At 57.1% G+C, this 22,142-nt stretch carries 20 protein-coding genes; 13 read left to right on the forward strand and 7 right to left on the reverse strand.

Annotated features, from left to right (window positions below; genetic code table 11):
- Positions 1-99: 99 nt before the first annotated feature.
- The 6 genes from hupB to bolA form a co-directional block, all read right to left on the reverse strand.
- Positions 100-372 carry a nucleoid-associated protein HU-beta gene (gene hupB, locus ACLH1I_RS08895; RefSeq protein WP_002444653.1) on the reverse strand — a complete coding sequence of 91 codons (273 nt, stop codon included), beginning with the start codon at positions 370-372 and terminating at the stop codon, positions 100-102.
- Positions 373-581: 209 nt separating this feature from the next.
- Positions 582-2,936 carry an endopeptidase La gene (lon, locus tag ACLH1I_RS08900; RefSeq protein ID WP_004151336.1) on the reverse strand — a complete coding sequence of 785 codons (2,355 nt, stop codon included), beginning with the start codon at positions 2,934-2,936 and terminating at the stop codon, positions 582-584.
- Positions 2,937-3,119: 183 nt separating this feature from the next.
- Positions 3,120-4,394: an ATP-dependent protease ATP-binding subunit ClpX gene (clpX, locus tag ACLH1I_RS08905; RefSeq protein WP_002891807.1), complete on the reverse strand. Its 1,275-nt coding sequence runs from the start codon at positions 4,392-4,394 to the stop codon at positions 3,120-3,122.
- A 249-nt stretch (positions 4,395-4,643) separates the two neighbouring features.
- Positions 4,644-5,267, reverse strand: a complete 624-nt coding sequence (gene clpP, locus ACLH1I_RS08910) for an ATP-dependent Clp endopeptidase proteolytic subunit ClpP (RefSeq protein WP_002891804.1) — start codon at positions 5,265-5,267, stop codon at positions 4,644-4,646.
- Positions 5,268-5,575: 308 nt separating this feature from the next.
- The gene (tig, locus tag ACLH1I_RS08915) at positions 5,576-6,874 is read right to left on the reverse strand and encodes a trigger factor (RefSeq protein ID WP_198079551.1); all 1,299 of its coding nucleotides are present in this window, start codon (positions 6,872-6,874) and stop codon (positions 5,576-5,578) included.
- A 345-nt stretch (positions 6,875-7,219) separates the two neighbouring features.
- Entirely contained in the window at positions 7,220-7,537 is a 318-nt protein-coding gene (bolA, locus tag ACLH1I_RS08920) for a transcriptional regulator BolA (RefSeq protein ID WP_002891649.1), read from the reverse strand.
- Positions 7,538-7,839: 302 nt separating this feature from the next.
- Here bolA and ACLH1I_RS08925 point away from each other — a divergent pair, with 302 nt between their 5' ends.
- The 8 genes from ACLH1I_RS08925 (at position 7,840) to ACLH1I_RS08960 (ending at position 15,782) form a co-directional block, all read left to right on the forward strand.
- Positions 7,840-8,418, forward strand: coding sequence for a lipoprotein (locus ACLH1I_RS08925; protein ID WP_004204800.1), 579 nt, complete (start codon positions 7,840-7,842; stop codon positions 8,416-8,418).
- A 43-nt stretch (positions 8,419-8,461) separates the two neighbouring features.
- Entirely contained in the window at positions 8,462-9,937 is a 1,476-nt protein-coding gene (ampG, locus tag ACLH1I_RS08930) for a muropeptide MFS transporter AmpG (protein WP_048323172.1), read from the forward strand.
- A gap of 479 nt (positions 9,938-10,416) precedes the next feature.
- Entirely contained in the window at positions 10,417-11,361 is a 945-nt protein-coding gene (gene cyoA, locus ACLH1I_RS08935) for a cytochrome o ubiquinol oxidase subunit II (RefSeq protein ID WP_004204802.1), read from the forward strand.
- A 19-nt stretch (positions 11,362-11,380) separates the two neighbouring features.
- Positions 11,381-13,372: a cytochrome o ubiquinol oxidase subunit I gene (cyoB, locus tag ACLH1I_RS08940; protein WP_004204804.1), complete on the forward strand. Its 1,992-nt coding sequence runs from the start codon at positions 11,381-11,383 to the stop codon at positions 13,370-13,372.
- Entirely contained in the window at positions 13,362-13,973 is a 612-nt protein-coding gene (locus tag ACLH1I_RS08945; protein ID WP_002891635.1) for a cytochrome o ubiquinol oxidase subunit III, read from the forward strand. Before cyoB ends, ACLH1I_RS08945 begins: the two co-directional genes overlap by 11 nt.
- Positions 13,973-14,302, forward strand: coding sequence for a cytochrome o ubiquinol oxidase subunit IV (locus tag ACLH1I_RS08950; RefSeq protein WP_002891634.1), 330 nt, complete (start codon positions 13,973-13,975; stop codon positions 14,300-14,302). The genes ACLH1I_RS08945 and ACLH1I_RS08950 overlap by 1 nt, the downstream gene beginning before the upstream one ends.
- An 11-nt stretch (positions 14,303-14,313) precedes the next feature.
- Positions 14,314-15,201, forward strand: coding sequence for a heme o synthase (cyoE, locus tag ACLH1I_RS08955; protein WP_002891629.1), 888 nt, complete (start codon positions 14,314-14,316; stop codon positions 15,199-15,201).
- Positions 15,202-15,449: 248 nt separating this feature from the next.
- Positions 15,450-15,782, forward strand: a complete 333-nt coding sequence (locus ACLH1I_RS08960; protein WP_135711676.1) for a hypothetical protein — start codon at positions 15,450-15,452, stop codon at positions 15,780-15,782.
- 38 nt (positions 15,783-15,820) lie between these two features.
- Here ACLH1I_RS08960 and ACLH1I_RS08965 read toward each other — a convergent pair whose 3' ends face one another.
- Positions 15,821-16,579, reverse strand: coding sequence for an IclR family transcriptional regulator C-terminal domain-containing protein (locus tag ACLH1I_RS08965; protein WP_004204808.1), 759 nt, complete (start codon positions 16,577-16,579; stop codon positions 15,821-15,823).
- A 152-nt stretch (positions 16,580-16,731) separates the two neighbouring features.
- Between ACLH1I_RS08965 and ACLH1I_RS08970 the strand changes: the two genes are divergently transcribed.
- The 5 genes from ACLH1I_RS08970 to ACLH1I_RS08990 are packed head-to-tail and all read left to right on the forward strand — an operon-like array spanning position 16,732 to position 22,139.
- Entirely contained in the window at positions 16,732-17,553 is an 822-nt protein-coding gene (locus ACLH1I_RS08970) for a shikimate dehydrogenase family protein (RefSeq protein WP_004204809.1), read from the forward strand.
- Entirely contained in the window at positions 17,550-19,226 is a 1,677-nt protein-coding gene (locus ACLH1I_RS08975; RefSeq protein WP_411302771.1) for an FAD-dependent oxidoreductase, read from the forward strand. The genes ACLH1I_RS08970 and ACLH1I_RS08975 overlap by 4 nt, the downstream gene beginning before the upstream one ends.
- Positions 19,227-19,239: 13 nt before the next feature.
- Positions 19,240-19,560, forward strand: coding sequence for an NIPSNAP family protein (locus ACLH1I_RS08980; RefSeq protein ID WP_004204812.1), 321 nt, complete (start codon positions 19,240-19,242; stop codon positions 19,558-19,560).
- Positions 19,561-19,570: 10 nt separating this feature from the next.
- Positions 19,571-21,262 (forward strand): FAD-dependent oxidoreductase, encoded by a 1,692-nt coding sequence (locus ACLH1I_RS08985; protein WP_048294249.1) that lies wholly within the window; start codon positions 19,571-19,573, stop codon positions 21,260-21,262.
- Positions 21,263-21,320: 58 nt separating this feature from the next.
- Positions 21,321-22,139, forward strand: a complete 819-nt coding sequence (locus ACLH1I_RS08990; protein ID WP_017898922.1) for a sugar phosphate isomerase/epimerase family protein — start codon at positions 21,321-21,323, stop codon at positions 22,137-22,139.
- Positions 22,140-22,142: the final 3 nt, after the last annotated feature.

Consider the following 22,142-nt stretch of genomic DNA (forward strand, 5'->3'; position numbering starts at 1 on the left):
GGCGATAAACACACATAAAGTGGTCTGAAAAGGCAATAAAAAAGGCACATCTCACGATGCGCCCTTGTACTTCGTCACATTCCCTGACGGGAAAGCCGATCAGTTCACCGCGTCTTTCAGCGCTTTACCAGCACGGAAGCCCGGCACTTTTGCGGCAGCGATAGTAATTTCTTTACCTGTTTGTGGGTTGCGACCAGTACGGGCGGCACGTTCTTTAACAGCAAAGGTACCGAAACCTACCAGCGCAACGTCATCCCCAGCCTGCAGAGATTCAGTAACAGAAGCGATTAAAGCATCTAACGCACGTCCAGCTGCAGCTTTAGAAATGTCCGCACCCGCAGCAATTTTGTCAATCAGTTGAGATTTATTCACTGTTCTCTTCCTCTCTTTATAATTTATATCGCACCAGAGTCCTTCATAGTGCGACCGCGCAGCAGTTATATCAGGACTGTCATGCCCTTACAACAGCAGTTGTCGATGACCCCCCTGCCAGCGATCTAAGTTAGCTACACAAAAAAAGGCTGGCAAGTCCGAAATGACTTACCAGCCCTATTTTTATTAGCGCAATTTGCGCAGAATCACTATTTCGCGGTCACAACCTGCATGCCAAACGGTTCGTTTTGCAGCGCAAGTGTCAGAACTTCCTCGATTCGTTTCACCGGATGGATATCCAAATCAGCGATAACGTTATCCGGAATTTCTTCAAGGTCGCGTTTGTTCTCATCAGGAATCAGAACAGTCTTAATACCGCCGCGATGCGCCGCCAGCAGTTTTTCCTTCAGACCGCCGATCGGCAGCACCTGACCACGCAGCGTAATTTCCCCGGTCATCGCCACATCGGCGCGTACCGGGTTGCCGGTCAGGCAGGAGACCAGCGCCGTACACATGGCAATCCCCGCGCTCGGACCGTCCTTCGGCGTCGCCCCTTCCGGTACGTGGACGTGAATATCACGCTTCTCGTAGAAGTCGGCGTTAATGCCCAGCTTGTCCGCCCGCGAACGTACCACGGTCAGCGCAGCCTGAATCGACTCCTGCATCACCTCGCCCAGCGATCCGGTGTAGGTCAGTTTACCTTTGCCCGGTACGCAGGCGGTTTCGATGGTCAGCAGGTCGCCGCCCACTTCCGTCCACGCCAGACCGGTCACCTGACCGACGCGGTTCTCGCTATCGGCGCGGCCATAGTCGAAGCGCTGCACGCCGAGATAATCATGCAGATTCTCACCATTAATTTCGATGTGTTTCAGCGATTTATCCAGCAACAGCTGCTTAACGGCCTTACGGCACAGCTTGGAGATTTCACGCTCCAGGCTACGAACGCCCGCTTCACGGGTGTAGTAACGAATAATGCCGATAATGGCGCTGTCGTCGACGGTCAGTTCGCCTTTTTTCAGCGCGTTGCGTTCGATCTGCTTCGGCAGCAGGTGACGCTTGGCGATGTTCAGTTTTTCATCTTCGGTGTAACCCGAGAGGCGAATCACTTCCATACGGTCCAGCAGCGGCGCCGGAATGTTCATGGAGTTGGAAGTCGCCACGAACATCACGTCGCTGAGATCGTAATCCACTTCCAGATAGTGGTCGTTAAAGGCCACGTTCTGTTCCGGATCCAGCACCTCAAGCAACGCAGAAGCCGGGTCGCCGCGCATGTCGGAAGACATTTTGTCAATCTCATCCAGCAGGAACAGCGGGTTTTTTACCCCCACTTTCGCCATTTTCTGGATCAGTTTGCCCGGCATCGAGCCAATATAGGTTCGACGATGACCGCGAATTTCCGCTTCATCGCGCACGCCGCCCAGCGCCATGCGGACGTATTTCCGGCCGGTCGCTTTGGCGATAGATTGCCCCAGCGAGGTTTTACCTACCCCCGGCGGTCCCACCAGGCAGAGGATCGGCCCCTTGATTTTGTTCACCCGGCTCTGCACCGCGAGATACTCAAGGATGCGGTCCTTCACGCGCTCCAGACCATAGTGATCGGTATCGAGGATCTCCTGGGCCTGACGCAGGTCTTTCTTGACCTTACTGCGCGCATTCCACGGCACCTGCACCATCCAGTCGATGTAGCCACGCACGACGGTCGCTTCCGCAGACATCGGCGACATCATCTTCAGCTTCTGCAGTTCCGCTTCGGTTTTCTCTTTCGCCTCTTTCGGCATTTTCGCCGCGTCGATCTTGCGCTTCAGCGCTTCGTTTTCATCCGGGGCGTCGTCCATCTCGCCGAGTTCTTTCTGAATCGCTTTCATTTGCTCATTCAGATAGTACTCGCGCTGGGATTTCTCCATCTGCTTTTTGACGCGGTTGCGAATGCGCTTCTCAACCTGCAGCAGATCGATTTCCGATTCCATCATCGCCATCAGATATTCCAGACGTTCGTTGACGTCGGACATCTCAAGCACGGACTGCTTGTCCGCCAGCTTCAGCGGCATATGCGCCGCGATGGTATCCGCCAGGCGCGCCGGATCGTCGATGCTGTTCAGCGACGTCAGCACTTCCGGTGGAATCTTCTTATTCAGCTTGATATAGCCTTCAAACTGGCTGATAGCGGTACGAACCAGCACTTCCTGCTCACGTTCGTCAATCGCCGGCGAGTCGAGATACTCCGCTTTCGCCGAGAAATGCTCGCCATTATCAGACAGCGCAGAAATGCGTGCACGCTGTAGCCCTTCGACCAGCACCTTCACGGTGCCGTCCGGCAGCTTCAGCATCTGCAAAATAGACGCCACGGTTCCAACGGTGAAAAGATCGTTTACACCCGGCTCATCCGTCGACGCTTCTTTCTGCGCAACCAGCATGATTTTTTTATCATGGTCCATGGCCGCTTCGAGGCAACGGATAGATTTTTCCCGCCCTACGAACAGGGGTATGACCATGTGCGGATAAACCACCACATCGCGCAACGGCAATACGGGGATTTCAATGCGTTCAGAACGCTCAGGATTCATAGAGCTCTCTCTTAGTTTAAAGTCCGCCTGGTAGCCGACGACGCCACACTCCACTGCATCGTCGTTAATATGTAATCCAGTATATGGGGATGTATTCCACACATTCAACGGCGGGAATGCAGGAAAAATAAAAGGGGAGATAAAATCCCCCCTTTTTGTTAACTGCTTGAGTGAAATGGCTAATTATTCGCCAGATGCCTGCTGCGCTTCCGGTTTGCCGTAGATCAGCAGCGGTTTGCTCTGACCGGCGATAACCGACTCATCAATGACCACTTTTTCGACATCTTCCATCGAAGGCAGATCATACATGGTGTCCAGCAGCGCCGCTTCCACAATGGAACGCAGGCCACGGGCGCCGGTTTTACGCGCCATCGCTTTCTTGGCGATGGCATCCAGCGCTTCGTCGCGGAATTCAAGCTCTGCGCCTTCAAGGCTAAACAGCGCCTGATACTGCTTGGTCAGGGCGTTTTTCGGCTCTTTCAGGATCTGGATCAGCGCTTCTTCGCTCAGCTCGTTCAGGGTCGCCACGACCGGCAGACGGCCGATGAATTCCGGAATCAAACCAAACTTGATCAGATCTTCCGGCTCGACCTGGGCCAGCAGCTCGCCTTCGCTCGCTTTGTCGGACTTCGCTTTAACCGTCGCGCCAAAACCAATGCCGGAGCCGGTTTCCACACGGTGGGAAATCACTTTGTCCAGACCGGCAAACGCGCCGCCGCAGATAAACAGGATCTTGGAGGTATCAACCTGCAGGAACTCCTGCTGCGGGTGTTTACGCCCGCCCTGCGGTGGAACGGCGGCGACGGTGCCTTCGATGAGCTTCAGCAGCGCCTGCTGCACGCCTTCGCCGGAGACATCGCGAGTAATCGACGGGTTATCGGACTTACGCGAAATTTTGTCGATTTCGTCGATATAGACGATGCCGCGCTGCGCTTTCTGCACGTCGTAATCGCACTTCTGCAGCAGTTTCTGAATGATATTTTCGACGTCCTCACCCACATAACCGGCTTCGGTCAGGGTGGTAGCGTCCGCCATGGTAAACGGCACATCCAGCAGGCGCGCCAGCGTTTCCGCCAGCAGCGTTTTACCGGAGCCGGTCGGCCCGATCAGCAGGATGTTACTTTTACCCAGCTCTACGCCATTGCTGGTATCGCCATTGCGCAGACGTTTGTAGTGGTTGTATACCGCGACCGCCAACACTTTTTTCGCCTGTTCCTGACCGATGACGTAGTCATCAAGGTGGTGGCGAATCTCGTGCGGCGTCGGCAGCGCGCTGCGCTCGCGGTGCGGCGCAACTTCTTTAATCTCTTCGCGAATGATGTCGTTACATAAATCAACGCATTCGTCGCAGATATACACGGATGGCCCGGCGATCAGCTTACGCACTTCATGCTGGCTTTTGCCGCAAAAAGAGCAATACAACAATTTGCCCGATCCATCTTTGCGTTTATCTGTCATGAGTCCAAACCTCTTTTTAAGTTCTTTGTGCCGCACACGACGACGCAAATGCCATTCTCAGGCGCAAGCCGCCATATAGCGTTGTGCCGCCCTTCATTAGTATATACACAAAATCCTTCGCGCTACATCGCGGCGGTAACGAAGCGACCAGCCGCCTGCCTGCCCGGCAAGCGTCCGGAAAAATGCCAACCGCTCAGCAAACGTGGCGAGAAGGATGAAGCGTAAAGCGGCACCCTTACGCCCAGGGCATCAATTACGATGGGTCAAAATAGAGTCGACCAGTCCGTACTCCACGGCTTCCGCAGCAGACAGGAAGCGGTCACGCTCGGTGTCACGCTCAATCTGCTCAAGAGACTGGCCGGTATGATGCGCCATCAGCTCATTCATGCGTCCTTTCACCTTCAGGATTTCACGGGCGTGGATCTCAATATCCGTCGCCTGCCCCTGATAGCCGCCCAGCGGCTGGTGGATCATCACGCGGGAGTTCGGCAGGCAGAAACGCTTGCCCTTCGCCCCAGCGGTCAGCAGGAACGCGCCCATGGACGCGGCCTGGCCCATACAGATGGTGCTGACGTCCGGCTTGATGAACTGCATGGTGTCATAAATCGACATCCCGGCGGTGATCACCCCGCCCGGAGAGTTAATGTACAGGTAAATGTCTTTTTCCGGGTTTTCCGCTTCCAGAAACAGCATCTGCGCCACGATCAGATTTGCCATGTGGTCTTCGACCTGGCCGGTCAGAAAAATGACGCGTTCCTTAAGCAGACGGGAGTAGATATCAAAAGAACGTTCACCGCGTGAGGTCTGTTCAATGACCATCGGCACCAGGGCCATATGGGGTGCAAAGTTGTCTCGTTCGCCACTGTATGACATTTCCGTCTCCTGGAGTAATTTTAAAATACCTGCTGCACTGATTGTAACCTTACGGACGGATTATCAGCCACAGTTTCTATCCGCTGAACGCGTCACCGCCTCTTCAACACGCGTGCGATTGCGGATGCAGTTGCCTCCCTCGGTAATGGGGATGGCGTTGCCATATTTCAAGCATAACAAGCTTTTGCTGTAACGCTATCATGGTAAATGCGTTTTAGCACCGTGCCTGAGGCTATCATTAGCTAAAAAAAAACCCGCCGCCTTTCGGCAACGGGTTTTTGCCCGAACCTTGAACAATCGCGGCGAAATTACGCCTGCTGGTTCATCAGTTCGTTGAAGGAAGTGGCTTTTTCAGACACTTTGGCTTTCGCCAGCACGGCTTCAACAGCCTGCTCTTCCAGCGCCACGTTGCGCATGTTGTCCATCAGCTCTTTGTTCTTGCTGTAGAACTCAACCACTTCTGACGGATCTTCGTAAGCAGAAGCCATCTCTTCGATCAGGCCTTTCACGCGCTCTTCGTCAGCTTTCAGCTCGTTGGTGCGAATCACTTCGCCCAGCAGCAGGCCAACCACTACGCGGCGTTTAGCCTGCTCTTCGAACAGTTCGCGCGGCAGTTCCAGAGCCTGTTTCTCGTTGCCACCGAAACGCTGAGCAGCCTGGCGACGCAGCACGTCGATTTCGCTGTCGATCAGAGCTGCCGGAACGTCGATGTCGTTAGCTTTAACCAGACCTTCGATAGCCTGAGACTTCACGCGGTTACGCACAGCGCCTTTCAGCTCGCGTTCCATGTTTTTACGCACTTCAGCGCGCAGGCCAGCGACGGAACCATCTTCCACGCCGAAACGTTTGATGAATTCTTCGGTCAGCTCCGGCAGTTCACGTTCTTCAACTTTCTTCAGGTTGATAACGAACTTAGCCGCTTTACCTTTCAGGTTTTCTGCGTGGTATTCTTCCGGGAAGGTCACGTCGATGGTGAACTCGTCACCCGCTTTGTGGCCTTTGATACCGTCTTCGAAGCCCGGGATCATGCGACCCTGGCCCATCGCCAGTACGAAGTCAGAAGCTTTGCCGCCTTCGAACTCTTCACCATCTACGAAACCGGTGAAGTCGATGGTTACGCGATCTTCAGCGTCAACCGCGCCTTCTTTTTCTTTCCAGGTTGCCTGCTGCTTGCGCAGGGTTTCCAGCATGGTGTCAACGTCAGCGTCGGTCACTTCAACAACCGGTTTTTCTACTTCGATCGCTTCCAGACCCTGCAGTTCAACTTCCGGATACACTTCGAACTCTACCGCGTAGGTGAAGTCTTCACCCAGTTTGTATTCGCCCGGAACGTAGTTCGGCGCGCCGGCCGGATTGATTTTTTCTTTGATGATCGCGTCAACGAAATGACGGCTCATCAGGTCGCCCAGCACGTCCTGACGAACGGAAGCGCCATAGCGCTGAGCAACAACATTCATCGGCACCTTGCCTTTACGGAAGCCGTCAATGCGAACTTTTTTCGCTACGTTGACCAGCTCGCTTTTGACAGCATTCTCGATGCTGTCAGCGGCGATAGTAATCGTTACACGGCGCCCAAGGCCCTGAGTGGTTTCAACTGAAACTTGCATCTTGTTACCTCAAAAAAATCACAGTGCTCGGTCAACTCTGGAAGCGCGTGTAGGTGGCTTCGCAGAACCGGGATGCCCTCTTCAAATCAGAAACACATTCCCTGTCGTCAGAATCATCCCGAAGACATTCATATATAAGACGCGGCATTATAGCGGCATCACTTTTGTGAGTCGAGAACGGTTGTCGCCTGGTGCTGCGGCATTTTTCACATTTCCCGCTCAATTTTGTCCGCAAAAGCGCTGAGTTTGCGCATTTTCCAGGCAAGACAAAACGGCCCGTAGGCCGTTTTTGCTAAATCTGCAAGCAACATACTGGAAAAGCGCCAGCGGTTGCAAATGGGATTTCTAGGCGATGCTCCCCGCGCCGCGGCACGGCGGCGAGGCGAAAACCGTATCCTGTAGCGCTTCCCATTCTTTAATCGTGTAGGTGTGCAGCGCCAGGGCGTGCACCGTATTTGACAGCTCCTCGGTTAGCGTGCCGTAGATCATACGGTGGCGATTTAGGAAACGCTCGCCAGTGAAGCGATCGCTCACTAACACCACTTTAAAATGACTTTCAGAGCCCGCAGGGACGTTGTGACGATAACTTTCATCCACGACTTCGAGATACATCGGGTCGAACGCTGCTCTAAGTTTTGCTTCGATCTGTTCACGTATCATCATGAATTTTCTCCTCCGACAACGCTGAGATGCCGCCACTCCATTTAAATGTTAGCCGCTTTTACCGCTTCCATTAGGAGAAAACAACAAAAAATTAGCATTGTTCTGATATTTTCATTCAAAAGTATCACGTTTACTGGCTCTGGTCGCCAGATCCGCCGGGGAAAGAGCGATTAACCGTGGCGGGACGCTCAGAAAACCGCCAGGGCGATGGATTTACACGCGTTGCCACTTCCCCTTGCCGTTGGCAATGCTATGATGGCGGTAATTTTCCTTATAACAACACCATGCGTTGAGACCTGAACATGCTTAAGAAGATCCTTTTCCCGTTGGTCGCCATGTTTATGCTGGCAGGATGCGCCACGCCGCCGACCACCATTGAAGTATCGCCGAAAATCACGCTGCCGCAGCAGGATCCTAGCCTGATGGGCGTGACCGTCAGCATCAACGGCGCCGACCAGCGTCCGGACCAGGCGCTGGCGAAAGTGACGCGCGACAACCAACAGGTCACCCTTACCGCCTCCCGCGATCTGCGCTTCCTGCTGCAGGAAGTGCTGGAGAAACAAATGACCGCGCGCGGCTACATGATTGGCCCGAACGGCGCAGTCGATCTGCAGATTATCGTCAACAAACTCTACGCTGACGTCTCCCAGGGCAACGTGCGCTACAACATCGCCACCAAAGCCGATATCGCCATCATCGCCACCGCGGCAAACGGCACGAAGATGACCAAAAACTACCGCGCCAGCTACTCGGTTGAAGGTGCCTTCCAGGCCTCGAACAAAAACATCGCTGATGCCGTCAACAGCGTCCTGACTGATACCATCGCCGATATGGCGCAGGACACCAGCATCCACGATTTCATCAAGCAAAACGCGCGTTAATGCCACCACGAACCCGGCCTCCGCCGGGTTCGTGCTTTATGCTATGTCCAGTCACTACTTACGCATTTTTCAGCAGCCTAAATCAGCGATTTTGCTGATCCTCGGCTTCGCCTCCGGTCTGCCGCTGGCCCTCACCTCCGGTACCCTGCAGGCCTGGATGACGGTGGAAAACATCGATCTGAAAACGATCGGTTTTTTCTCGCTTGTCGGCCAGGCCTATGTCTTTAAATTCCTCTGGTCCCCGCTGATGGACCGCTACACGCCGCCGTTTCTCGGGCGCCGTCGCGGCTGGTTGGTGACCACCCAGGTCCTGCTTCTGCTGGCCATCGCGGCGATGGGTTTTCTCGAACCTGCCTCCCAGCTGCGCTGGATGGCGGCGCTGGCGGTAGTGATCGCCTTCTGTTCGGCGTCGCAGGATATTGTTTTTGACGCCTGGAAAACCGACGTTCTGCCAGCGGAAGAGCGCGGCGCTGGCGCCGCGATCAGCGTGCTGGGCTATCGCCTCGGGATGCTGGTCTCCGGTGGTCTGGCCCTGTGGATCGCCGACCGCTATCTCGGCTGGCAGGGCATGTACTGGCTGATGGCGGCGCTGCTGGTGCCCTGCATCATCGCCACGCTGCTGGCGCCCGAGCCAAGCGACGTTATCCCGGTTCCCCGGTCGCTGGAGCAGGCGGTAGCTGAACCGCTGCGCGATTTTTTCGGCCGTAACAACGCCTGGCTGATTCTGCTGCTCATCGTTCTTTATAAGCTTGGCGATGCGTTTGCCATGAGTCTGACCACCACCTTTCTCATCCGCGGCGTCGGTTTTGACGCCGGCGAGGTGGGAATGGTGAACAAAACCTTAGGCCTGTTCGCCACCATTCTTGGCGCCCTGTACGGCGGCGTCCTGATGCAGCGATTGACGCTGTTCCGGGCGCTGCTGATCTTCGGTCTGCTGCAGGGGGTTTCCAACGCCGGCTACTGGCTGCTGTCGATTACCGATAAGCACCTCTATTCCATGGCGACCGCGGTATTCTTTGAAAATCTGTGCGGGGGAATGGGGACAGCGGCGTTTGTGGCGCTGCTGATGACGCTGTGCAACAAGTCGTTCTCCGCCACCCAGTTCGCGCTGCTCTCGGCGCTGTCCGCGGTTGGCCGCGTGTACGTCGGGCCGATTGCCGGCTGGTTTGTCGAGGCCCACGGCTGGTCCACCTTCTATCTCTTCTCCGTGGTCGCGGCGGTGCCGGGGATCGCGCTGCTGCTGCTGTGCCGACAAACGCTCGAGCATACCCAACGCACGGCAAGCTTTATACCGCGTAGCGAATATCCGCAGGCCTATGCGCTGGCGCTGGGGATCCTGACGTTGGGCTGCCTGCTGCTGGCGGTATGGCTGGGTCTGCTGATCCTCAACGCGCTGGATTATACGTCGTTCAGCTTCCTGTCCGGCCTGCTGGAAGTTGCCGCGCTGACCGCCGTTGGCGGTATTTTGTTCGGCGGCCTGCTCGACTACCTGGCGCTGCGTAAAACCCACCTGATTTAAGGACGCTGCATCATTATTAGCCGTTGTAATTACGAAACGTAATTATAACGGCTTATTAACGCTTTTATATTGCCCGCCGCGCTATTTGTTGTTTTGTGCGTTTTTGTTTTCTGGAAATTATTGACAGTTTTCATTCGATTCTTTAAATAATTTAACCGATTCAGCTACGCCGTTTTTATTTCACGTTTCCACAATGTCTTTTATTTGATAATTAAATGTTAAACAATTGTTCTAATTTTTGGGTTGTTATGCCCATTCGCCGCTAAGTACAGCTTTTCTTATCCCTTTCGTTATCGATCCCACGAAAATCAGGCTTTGCAAGCGATTACGTAACACTACGTAACATATGTGACAAACCAAGCAGAAGCCGCTAACACAGAACTGACAGAGATCCAATCATGTTTACAGTAATGCAACCTTACCGTAAAATGCCCATACACTTTAAACGCCACCAGATCCCGTGGAATTGAGGTCGTTCAATGAGACTCAGGAAATACAATAAAAGTTTGGGATGGATGTCATTAATCGCAGGTACTGTATTACTCAGTGGTTGTGATTCTGCACTCCTTGACCCAAAAGGACAGATTGGACTGGAGCAACGCTCTTTGATTCTGACGGCCTTCGGCCTGATGATGATTGTCGTTATTCCGGCCGTCTTGATGGCAGTAGGATTTGCCTGGAAGTATCGCGCGAGCAATAAAGATGCGAAGTATAGCCCGAACTGGTCACACTCCAATAAAGTGGAAGCTGTGGTCTGGACGGTACCTATTCTGATCATCCTGTTCCTGGCCGTTCTGACCTGGAAAACCACTCACGCACTGGAGCCAAGCAAACCGCTTGTCCATGACGAGAAACCAATCACCATCGAAGTCGTATCGATGGACTGGAAATGGTTCTTTATCTATCCGGAACAGGGTATTGCTACCGTTAACGAAATCGCCTTCCCGGCGAACGTACCGGTACACTTCAAAGTGACCTCTAACTCGGTGATGAACTCGTTCTTTATTCCGCGCTTAGGCAGCCAGATCTACGCAATGGCCGGGATGCAGACTCAGCTGCACCTCATTGCTGACGAAGCTGGTACTTATGACGGTATCTCCGCTAGCTACAGTGGCCCGGGCTTCTCTGGTATGAAGTTCAAAGCGATTGCTACCCCGGATCGTGCAACTTTCGATCAGTGGGTTGAAAAAGCGAAACAGTCTCCGAACGCCATGGACTCTATGGCCGCGTTCGAGAAAGTGGCTGTGCCTAGCGAATACAACAAAGTGGAATACTTCTCTAACGTGAAACCGGATCTGTTCAAAGATGTTGTGAACAAATTCATGTCTCACGAGAGCATGAACATGTCCAAACCTGAAGGCGAGCATGCCGCTCACGACGGGATGGAAGGCATGGACATGAGCCACGCGGAAACCGCTCACTAAGGGGCCGAGGAAGAAAACGATGTTCGGAAAACTTACACTGGATGCAGTGCCCTACCACGAACCTATTATCGTGGTAACGGTGGCTGCGATTATCATTGGGGGACTGGCGCTTCTGGCAGCCATCACTTACTTCGGTAAGTGGTCCTACCTATGGAACGAGTGGCTGACTTCTGTCGACCACAAACGTCTCGGTATCATGTACGTTATCGTGGCAATCGTCATGCTGCTGCGTGGCTTTGCTGACGCCATCATGATGCGTAGCCAGCAGGTGCTGGCCTCGGCCGGGGAAGCAGGCTTCCTGCCGCCTCATCACTACGATCAGATCTTTACCGCCCACGGCGTTATCATGATCTTCTTCGTGGCGATGCCGTTCGTTATCGGTCTGATGAACCTGGTGGTTCCGCTTCAGCTCGGCGCACGCGACGTAGCCTTCCCGTTCCTCAACAACCTGAGCTTCTGGTTCACCGTTGTGGGCGTGATTCTGGTTAACCTGTCTCTGGGCGTCGGTGAGTTCGCGCAGACCGGTTGGCTGGCTTATCCGCCGCTGTCGGGAATTGAATACAGTCCTGGCGTAGGGGTCGACTACTGGATTTGGGCGCTGCAGCTCTCCGGTATCGGTACTACCCTGACCGGTATTAACTTCTTCGTGACCATTATCAAGATGCGCGCCCCGGGCATGACCATGTTCAAGATGCCGGTATTCTCCTGGGCATCTCTGTGCGCTAACATCCTGATTATCGCCTCTTTCCCAATTCTGACCGTCACCATCGCGCTGCTGACCCTGGATCGTTACCTGGGCACCCATTTCTTTACCAACGATATGGGTGGCAACATGATGATGTACATCAACCTGATTTGGGCCTGGGGTCACCCGGAAGTGTACATCCTGGTTCTGCCGGTGTTCGGGGTCTTCTCCGAAATCGCCGCGACCTTCTCGCGTAAGCGTCTGTTCGGTTACACCTCTCTGGTGTGGGCAACCGTCTGTATTACCGTTCTGTCGTTCATCGTTTGGCTGCACCACTTCTTCACCATGGGTGCTGGCGCGAACGTAAACGCCTTCTTCGGTATTACCACCATGATTATCGCGATCCCGACCGGGGTTAAGATCTTCAACTGGCTGTTCACCATGTATCAGGGCCGCATCGTCTTCAACTCGGCGATGATGTGGACTATCGGCTTTATCGTCACCTTCTCCGTCGGTGGGATGACCGGTGTGCTGCTGGCGGTACCGGGCGCGGACTTCGTTCTGCACAACAGCCTGTTCCTGATCGCGCACTTCCATAACGTTATCATCGGCGGTGTGGTGTTCGGTTGCTTCGCCGGTCTGACCTACTGGTGGCCGAAAGCCTTTGGCTTCACCCTGAACGAAACCTGGGGCAAACGCGCTTTCTGGTTCTGGATCATCGGCTTCTTCGTGGCGTTTATGCCGCTGTACGTGCTGGGCTTCATGGGGATGACCCGTCGTCTGAGCCAGCAGATCGATCCGCAGTTCCACCCGATGCTGGTTGTTGCAGCTTGCGGTGCGGCGCTGATCGCCTGCGGTATCCTGTGCCAGCTGATTCAGTTCTACGTCTCTATTCGCGACCGCGATCAGAACCGTGACCTGACCGGTGACCCATGGGGTGGCCGTACGCTGGAGTGGGCAACCTCTTCTCCACCGCCGTTCTACAACTTCGCTATCGTTCCTCAGGTTCACGAGCGTGACGCCTTCTGGGAAATGAAAGAGAAAGGTGAAGCGTACAAACAGCCTGCTCACTATGAAGAAATTCATATGCCGAAGAACAGCGGCGCCGGCATCGTCATTGCCGCCTTCGCTACGGTATTTGGTTTCGCCATGATCTGGCATATCTGGTGGATGGCGATCGCCAGCTTCATCGGCATCGTAGCGACCTGGATTATTAAGAGCTTTGACGAGGACGTGGATTACTACGTACCGGTTGCAGAAGTCGAAAAACTGGAAAAACAGCATTTCGATGAGATTAACAAAGCAGGGCTGAAAAATGGCAACTGATACTCTTGCGCATACTGCCCACGCGCATGAACACGGGCACCATGATACAGGACCGATGAAGGTATTCGGTTTCTGGATCTACCTGATGAGCGACTGCATTATCTTCGCTACGCTGTTTGCTACCTATGCCGTTCTGGTGAACGGCACAGCCGGCGGACCAACTGGCAAAGATATTTTCGAACTGCCGTTCGTTCTGGTTGAAACCGCACTGCTGCTGTTCAGCTCCATCACCTACGGCATGGCGGCTATCGCCATGTACAAAAACAACAAGAGCCAGGTGGTTTCCTGGCTGGCGTTGACCTGGTTGTTTGGCGCCGGATTTATCGGGATGGAAATCTATGAATTCCATCACCTGATCATGGAAGGCTTTGGTCCGGATCGTAGTGGCTTCCTGTCCGCGTTCTTCGCGCTGGTCGGCACCCACGGTCTGCACGTGACCTCCGGTCTTATCTGGATGGCGGTGCTGATGTTCCAGGTTTCACGTCGTGGCCTGACCAGCACTAACCGCACCCGTATCCTGTGCCTGAGCCTGTTCTGGCACTTCCTGGACGTAGTGTGGATCTGCGTGTTCTCGGTTGTCTATCTGATGGGGGCGATGTAATGAGTCATTCTACCGATCATAGCGGCGCTTCTCACGGCAGCGTGAAGAGCTACATGACAGGATTTATCCTGTCCATCATCCTGACGGTCATTCCGTTCGCCATGGTGATGAGTGGCTCCGCCTCGCATGCGGTTATCCTTGGCACCATTCTGGTGACCGCTGTGGTGCAGATCGTGGTACACCTCGTGTACTTCCTGCATATGAACAGCAAGTCCGATGAAGGCTGGAACCTGACCGCATTTATCTTCACCGTAATCATCATTGCGATCGTGGTTGTCGGCTCCATCTGGATTATGTGGAACCTGAACTACAACATGATGATGCACTAAGAGCGGCGAGTATGTTTAAGCAATACCTGCAAGTTACGAAACCAGGCATTATTTTTGGCAACCTGATCTCCGTGATCGGCGGTTTCCTGCTGGCCTCCAAAGGCCACATCGACTATCCGCTGTTCGTCTGGACGCTCCTTGGAGTATCCCTGGTGGTCGCCTCGGGTTGTGTATTCAACAACTACATCGACCGGGACATCGATCGTAAGATGGAACGGACGAAAAACCGGGTGCTGGTCAAAGGGCTGATCTCGCCAGAAGCTTCGCTGGTGTACGCCACCTTGCTGGGTATTGCTGGCTTTATGCTGCTGTGGTTCGGCGCAAATCCGCTGGCCTGCTGGCTGGGGGTGATGGGGTTCGTGGTTTATGTTGGCGTCTACAGCCTGTACATGAAACGCCACTCCGTCTATGGCACGCTGATTGGCTCACTCTCCGGCGCAGCGCCGCCGGTGATTGGCTACTGCGCAGTGACCGGTGATTTCGACAGCGGTGCGGCTATCCTGCTGGCTATTTTTAGCCTGTGGCAGATGCCTCACTCCTACGCCATCGCGATTTTCCGCTTCAAGGATTATCAGGCGGCGAATATTCCGGTGCTGCCGGTAGTGAAAGGTATATCGGTCGCCAAAAACCATATTACGCTGTACATCGTCGCCTTTGCCGTTGCGACCCTGATGCTCTCGCTGGGCGGCTATGCCGGGTACAAATACCTGGTCGTAGCGGCAGCGGTCAGCGTCTGGTGGCTGGGCATGGCGCTGCGCGGCTACAAAGTGGCAGATGATAAAGTCTGGGCGCGTAAGCTCTTCGTCTTTTCCATCGTCGCCATCACTGCGCTGTCCGTGATGATGTCCGTTGACTTTATGGTGCCGGATTCACATAGTCTGCTGGCTTATGTGAGATAATCACCCGCTCCAGTATGATATAAAGCCCCGTTTTTACGGGGCTTTTTCTTTTCTCTTTCATGTCTTTTTCCTTTCTCAATTCATACTTCCCTCCCCTCCCCCACACCGTTTTCGTAGCTACCCGCTAATAAATGAGGAAAAAATGAGCTTATACCAGCCCGACGTCGCTCGCCCCGTTCAGCTCTACGGTGCTACCTTTCGCCTCGGGCTTACGCCCGTTTTGGAAATATTCAATACAAGGAATTGCAATGAAAGAGTTAACACTGAACGAAATGCTCTACATCTCCGGCGGCTTTAACCTGTTCGGCGCGGCCAGCGGCTTCGCCAGCTTCGTCGCCAACTCGGGCATCGGTTTCACCTCCTTTGTCCTCACCTCTGGCAACGCATTCGCCTCGTTCGTCTGCGACAGCACAATGGCGTTTGGTTCCTTCCTGACCGGTCAGTCAAATTGGGAAACCTTTGTGACCGCCGGTAAGGATAACTGGGGAAGCTTCGTCAATACCGCCGGCAACAGCTGGAACACCTTTGTCGATAACGCCGCCAGCGACTGGAGCAGTTTCCTGAACAAAGCATCAGCCTAAGCGACATCTTGCCGAGGGCAGCGCATCGGCTGCCCTGTTTACCCCACCAGCATCGCTTGCGCGCTGTAGAGCAGATCGAGATGATCACGGCATAACGCTTCCAGCGAGGTCCGCGATTGATGGCTGGTCAGACTTAGCGCTCCCCACCAGGTTCCTTCCCTGTCGGTTAACGGTACCGCCAGCACCAGCATGCCAATCTCAAACTCCTGTTCAATAGTGGCGTATCCCTGACGCCGCACCTGAGCGATTTTCTCCATCAGCGGCGCGACGTCGGTCACCGTATAGGGCGTGCGTTGTTCCCGGGTAATGCGCTGCAGAACCGCTTCACACTCTGCTTCCGGCAGCGAAGCCAGCCATAATCGCCCCCCGGCGGTACAGAAGATGGGCACCCGCTCCCCTAGCCGAACCGACGTGGAGTTAAACGGCGTATGCCGGCTGCGGGCGATATAGACCAGCTCATCTTCATCCACCACCCCCACCGAGGCGTGCTCTTCGGTCCGGCTGGCGATGTATTCGACAATCGGTCGCACCATGCGTGGAAACTGCGCCGAATCAACATAGGCCTGGCCAAGCCGCAGGGTCTTCGGGGTAAGCCAGTAATAGCGCCCATCGGTTTGCAAATAACGATCATGCAGCAGCGTCAACAAAAAACGTCGTGCCGCGCTTTGCGTCAGACCGCTCATTTTCGCCGCCTGGGCAACAGTGAGCTTTGGGCAGTTTTTGGAAAAAAGCTGGATCAACGCCAACCCTTTTTGTAAACCGACGATCAGATCGCGTGGATGAATGGTGTTTTGCATATTCGCTCACATTTTTGCAACATCATTATCGATTTCCTGCGATTATCGCAGCGATGGTGCGATTAACAACCAACATGTCCGAATTCTGCGTTGTCGCTCCCAGCTTCCGCTGAAATACTTTCACAACATTCATTTAACAAATGAGGTTTGAAATGGTCAGTGGAACTACCCAGGTTGTCGCCGTGATTGGTCATCCGATCGCCCAGGTGAAATCACCGGATAACTTCAACCGCTACTTTGCCGAACAGCACATGGACAGCGTCATGATCCCGGTGGATATCGTCCCGGACGCGGTGGCCGCCTACCTCAACGCCCTGCGCGGCTGGCAGAACATGAGCGGCGTGCTGGTGACGGTACCGCATAAACAACGCGCCGCCGCGCTGGTCGACGAACTTACGCCGCGCGCTCGCCGACTCAACGCCATCAATGTGATCCGCAAGCTGGCGGATGGCCGGTTACAGGGCGATATGCTGGACGGCGTCGGATTTCAGCTTGCCGCCGAGGCACAGGGTTTTCAGCCGGCAGGTAAGCAGGCGCTGCTCTCCGGTTGCGGCGGCGTCGGCAGCGCCATCGCCTGGGGATTGTGCGAGGCGGGGATCCGCCAACTGGCGCTGCACGATCAAAACCCGGCCACCCGGCAACGCCTGCACGATCTTCTGACTGAGGCCTTTCCGGCGGTGCAACTGAGCACGCTGCCGGACAGCCTGCACGGTGTCGATCTGCTGATCAATGGCTCGCCGGCCGGCATGGCCGGGTTTGATGCACTGCCCCTACCCCAGGCGCTGCTGGAGACGCTCGACAGCGCCACCCACGTGGCCGACGTTGTCACCGCTCCGGTGATGACGCCGTTGCTCACCTTCGCCGCCGCCCGCGGCTGCCGGGTACAGACTGGGCCGGAAATGGCGCTGGCGCAGATGACGCTGATGGGCCAGTTTATCGGCGCCATCCCGTCGGCGCAGGGAGCGGCGGCATGAAAAGCTGGGATGTGATCGTCATCGGCAGTGGCGCCGCTGGCTTTGCCGCCGCGGTCACCGCCAGCTGCAAAGGGCTGTCGGTGCTGATGCTGGAGAAAGCCGGTCAGTTCGGCGGCACCTCGGCTATCTCCGGCGGCGCCGTGTGGCTGCACGATACCGACCAGGCGCGCGCCGAGGGCAAAAGCGGTAGCGCCGAAGCGATCAAAACCTATCTACGAACCATTATCGGCGAGGCCCACTACCGCGAAGATATCGCCGAGGCGTTTGTCCGCGCCGGGCGAGAGGCCCTCGCCTTTCTGGAGCGCGAGGGGGCGGTGAAATATAGCCTGCGCCCGCTCTCACCCGATTACTATCCGGATGAGCCCGGCGCCGTCGACGTCGGTCGGGCGCTGGAGGTGGTCGAGTATGACGGCCGTGAACTGGGGGACGCGTTTCGCGACCTGCGCTCGCCTCCGCCGGGGATGCTGCTGTTTGGCGGGATGATGGTCAACCGCGTCGACATTCAACATTTTCTCGATATGCGTCGCTCGCTGCGCTCCCTGGCCCATTGCACCCGGCTGCTGCTGCGCTACGCCCGCGACCGGGTGAAATATCCTCGCGGCACCCGCCTGGCGATGGGCAATGCGCTGATTGCCCGCATGGCGACCACGGCGCTGCGTAAAGGCATGAGCCTTCGGCTGAATGTCAATGTGCTGGCGCTGTGCGAATCGCAAGGCGCGGTCACCGGGGTAGAGATTGACTATCAGGGGCAAAAAGAGACGCTACACGCCCGCCGTGGGGTGGTGCTAGCCGCAGGCGGCTTTGCCGCTGGCGCGCTGGCGGCGCGCTATCGGCCTCACACCCGAGAGCACTTCACCATGTCGCCGCCAGCCAATGATGGCGCCGCTCTGCGTCTCGCGGCGGCACTCAACGCTCGCGAGGGAGCCGATCGCGCGTCCAACTTTTTCTGGGCGCCGGTATCGGTGCTGACCCGGGCCGACGGTAGCGAGGAGCGCTTCCCCCACCTGGTGACCGACCGGGCCAAGCCGGGCGTGATTGCCGTCAATCAGCGGGCGGTACGCCTCGTTAACGAGTCCAGCTCCTATCACCATTTTGCGAGCGCGATGCAGCGTGCAGCGGAGAATGCCCCCTGCTTTTTACTGTGCGACGCGCAGGTGATGAAGCGTTATGGCCTCGGGCTGGCGCGCCCGGCGCCGGTGAACAATGACGCCCTGATCGCCGCTGGCTATCTGCATAGAGCCGATACCCTGGCCGCGCTGGCGCAGCAGCTTGGGCTGGATGCCCACGCCCTGAGCGAGACGGTCGCCCGCTACAATCGTGACGCCGCGCAGGGTGTGGACCGTGAGTTTGCCAAAGGCGGCAACAGCTATAACCGGGCGATGGGCGATCCGGGCCGTCATCCTGACGCCTGCAACGCTCCCCTGCTCAGCGCGCCGTTCTATGCCATCAAACTCTATACCGGCGATCTGGGGACTTCTCGAGGTCTGGTCACCACCGCCGATGCCCAGGTCGTCAACGCTGAAGGCAACCCCATTGCGGGGCTGTACGCGGTGGGAAACGACATGGATTCGCTGATGGCCGGCACCTACCCGGGTCCCGGCATCACCCTTGGCCCGGGGCTGACGTTTGGCTACCTCGCCGCCTGCCATCTGGCGCAACCCGCCACCCACTAATCAGGAAAACATCATGATCTACGAAAAACGCACCTACACCATCAATCCGCTGAAAATGGCCGACTGGCTGGCGCTATACCAAAGCGATGCCCTGGCGGTGCAAACTGACCATCTTGGCAAACTGATCGGCTTCTTTTTTACCGAGATCGGCGTGGTCAATCAGGTAGTGCACATCTGGGCTTACGAAAGCCTGGACGATCGCCTGGTACGCCGCGCACGGATGGCCCAGGACGAGCGCTGGCAGACCTTCTCGCGGAAAAACCGCGAACTGGCCGCCGTGGAGCGCCTCGAATCGGTGCTGATGCGCCCCACCGCTTTTTCACCATTGCAATAAGGAGTCCATCATGAGCGGGCCTGTGAAGGTGGATGTGCTGGTGGTCGGATCCGGCGCGGCGGGACTCTCTGCCGCGGTCACCGCGGCAGTGCACGGCGCCAGCGTCATGGTGGCGGAGAAAGCGTCAGTGCTCGGCGGGACCAGCGCCTGGTCCGGCGGCTGGCTGTGGATCCCCTGCAACCCGCTGGCGCGAGCGGAGGGCATCGACGAAGCGGCCGATGCCCCGCTGACCTATCTGCAGCATGAGATGGGGGGAGAAGCCGCCGACGTTCGCTTGCAGACCTTCCTGCATTACGGGCCGGAAATGGTGGATTTTTTTCATCAACGGACGGCGGTGAAGTTTCTGTCGGGCAGCACCATGCCGGACTTTCACGCGTCGCCGGGCGCGGCGAACGGTGGGCGGTCGGTCACCGCTCAGCCCTACGATGGCCGCCTGCTCGGCGACTGGCTCCACCGACTGCGCCCGCCGCTGGAGACCATCAGTCTTGCCGGGATGGGCATCGCCGGCGGCGCGGACATGGCGCATTTTTTCAACGCTACCCGCTCGCCGCGCTCTGCGCTGTATGCCGCCCGCCGCCTGCTGCGCCACGGCTGGCAGCGGCTGCGCGCCGGACGAGGGCTGCATCTGGTCAATGGCAATGCGCTGGTCGCCCGTCTGCTACGATCCGCCCTCGACGCCGGGGTGCGTTTTCAGCTCAACGCCCCGGCGGTCAGACTGCTGCAGGGTCCGCAGGGAGTGTCCGGTGCAGTGCTGCGCAGCGACGGCGGGGAGATACTCGTCGAAGCGGGCGCCGTGGTGCTGGCCTGCGGCGGTTTTCCCCACGATCGGCAGCGCCTGGCGCAGGTGGTGCCTCATGCCGCGGAGGGTTACGGCCATTTCTCCGCCGCGCCGCCTGACAATCAGGGCGAGGGGATCCGCCTTGGCGAATCCGCCGGCGGCCAGTTCGATACCCGCCTGCGCCACCCGCTGGCCTGGGCGCCGGTGTCCCGCGTCACCCTCGCCAGCGGCCAGCAGCTGATGTTTCCCCATCTGGTGGAACGCGCCAAGCCCGGGGTGATCGCCGTCCTGCCTAACGGCAAACGCTTTGTTAACGAGGCCGACTCCTATCACGACTTTATCGCCGCCCTGCTGGCGGCGACGCCCGCGGGCGACACGCCGCAGGCCTGGCTGCTGGCCGATCGGCGCGCGCTGCGCCGCTATGGCCTGGGCCACGCCAGGCCCTTTCCATTCTCCCCTACCGCCTGGCTGCGTACCGGCTATCTGCGGCGAGGAAACACCCTTGCCGAGCTGGCGAAGCGGTGCGCCATCGATACCGATGCGCTGGCGGAAACCGTTGCACGCTTTAACCATTTTGCCAGCACCGGTGAAGACATCGATTTTCACCGCGGCGCATCGGCCTATAACCGCGCGCAGGGTGACCATCAGGTGACGCTCGGACCGCTGCGCGAAGGGCCGTTCTACGCGGTGCGCATTCTGCCCGGCTCGCTGGGCACCTTTAGCGGGTTACAAACCGACGAGCACGCTCGGGTGTTGGATGGGCAGCAGCAGCCGATACCGGGTCTGTTCGCCATCGGCAACGACATGTCGAGCGTGATGCGCGGCTATTACCCCAGCGGAGGGATCACCCTCGGGCCGGCTATGACCTTCGGCTACCTGGTGGGCAAAAATCTGGCGGCAAACACAATAAAAACAAAGCAATAAAAACCAGGGACGGCAATACCCCTGGCTAACTTCACCTGCAACTGTACCGGAGCCCTTTATGAACATGCGTACCCTATCGCTCGCCGCGCTGAGCCTGCTCGATGTCCCTCCCCCCGAACAGGTGCGGATAGCGGCCAGAACCGGTTTTACCCACGTGGGACTGCGGCTGCTGCCCGCCACACCCGCCGACCCGGACTACGACATGCTGGGCGATACCCCCGCCGTCCGCGCGACCCTGGTCGCGCTGATGGAAACCGGCATCCGCGTCTCGGACGTGGAGATCGTCCGCCTCAGCCCGGGGTTTACCCTCGACGATCGGCTGCAGCGCTTTATGGAGACCGCCGCGCGGCTTGGCGCCGGACAGGTGTTAGTCGCCGGGAATGACGACAACCTGCAGCGCAGCGCCGACAACCTGGCCACTCTCGCCGCAGCCGGTCGCTCATTTGGCCTGACCATGAACCTTGAGCCGATGCCCTGGACCCAGCTGCGCACGATCGCCGATGCGCAGGCGCTGATCGCCGCCAGCGGGCGGGAAGATATCGGCATCCTGGTGGACGCCCTTCATTTCTGGCGCGCGGGGGAATCGCTCGCCGCCCTCTCCAGCCTGCCCGCGCATCATCTGAACTATATGCAACTCTGCGATGGCGCGGCGCAGCGGCCGGAAAGCGAGCAGGAGCTCATCCGCCAGGCCCGCTCAGCGCGCAACGTGCCGGGGGAAGGCGGTCTGGATCTGCACGGTCTGATGGCGGCACTGCCGGCAACGCTACCGGTCTCCCTCGAAGTGCCGCTGGACGGTGAGCAGGGCGCCCTGCCGCCCCTCCAGCGGGCGCAATTACTGTTCAATGCCGCGCAGCCCTACCTGCGCTCCTGCGCATAAGGA

This window comes from Klebsiella sp. 1SOBk10mer (assembly GCF_046602535.1).
Lineage (GTDB): Bacteria > Pseudomonadota > Gammaproteobacteria > Enterobacterales > Enterobacteriaceae > Klebsiella > Klebsiella quasipneumoniae.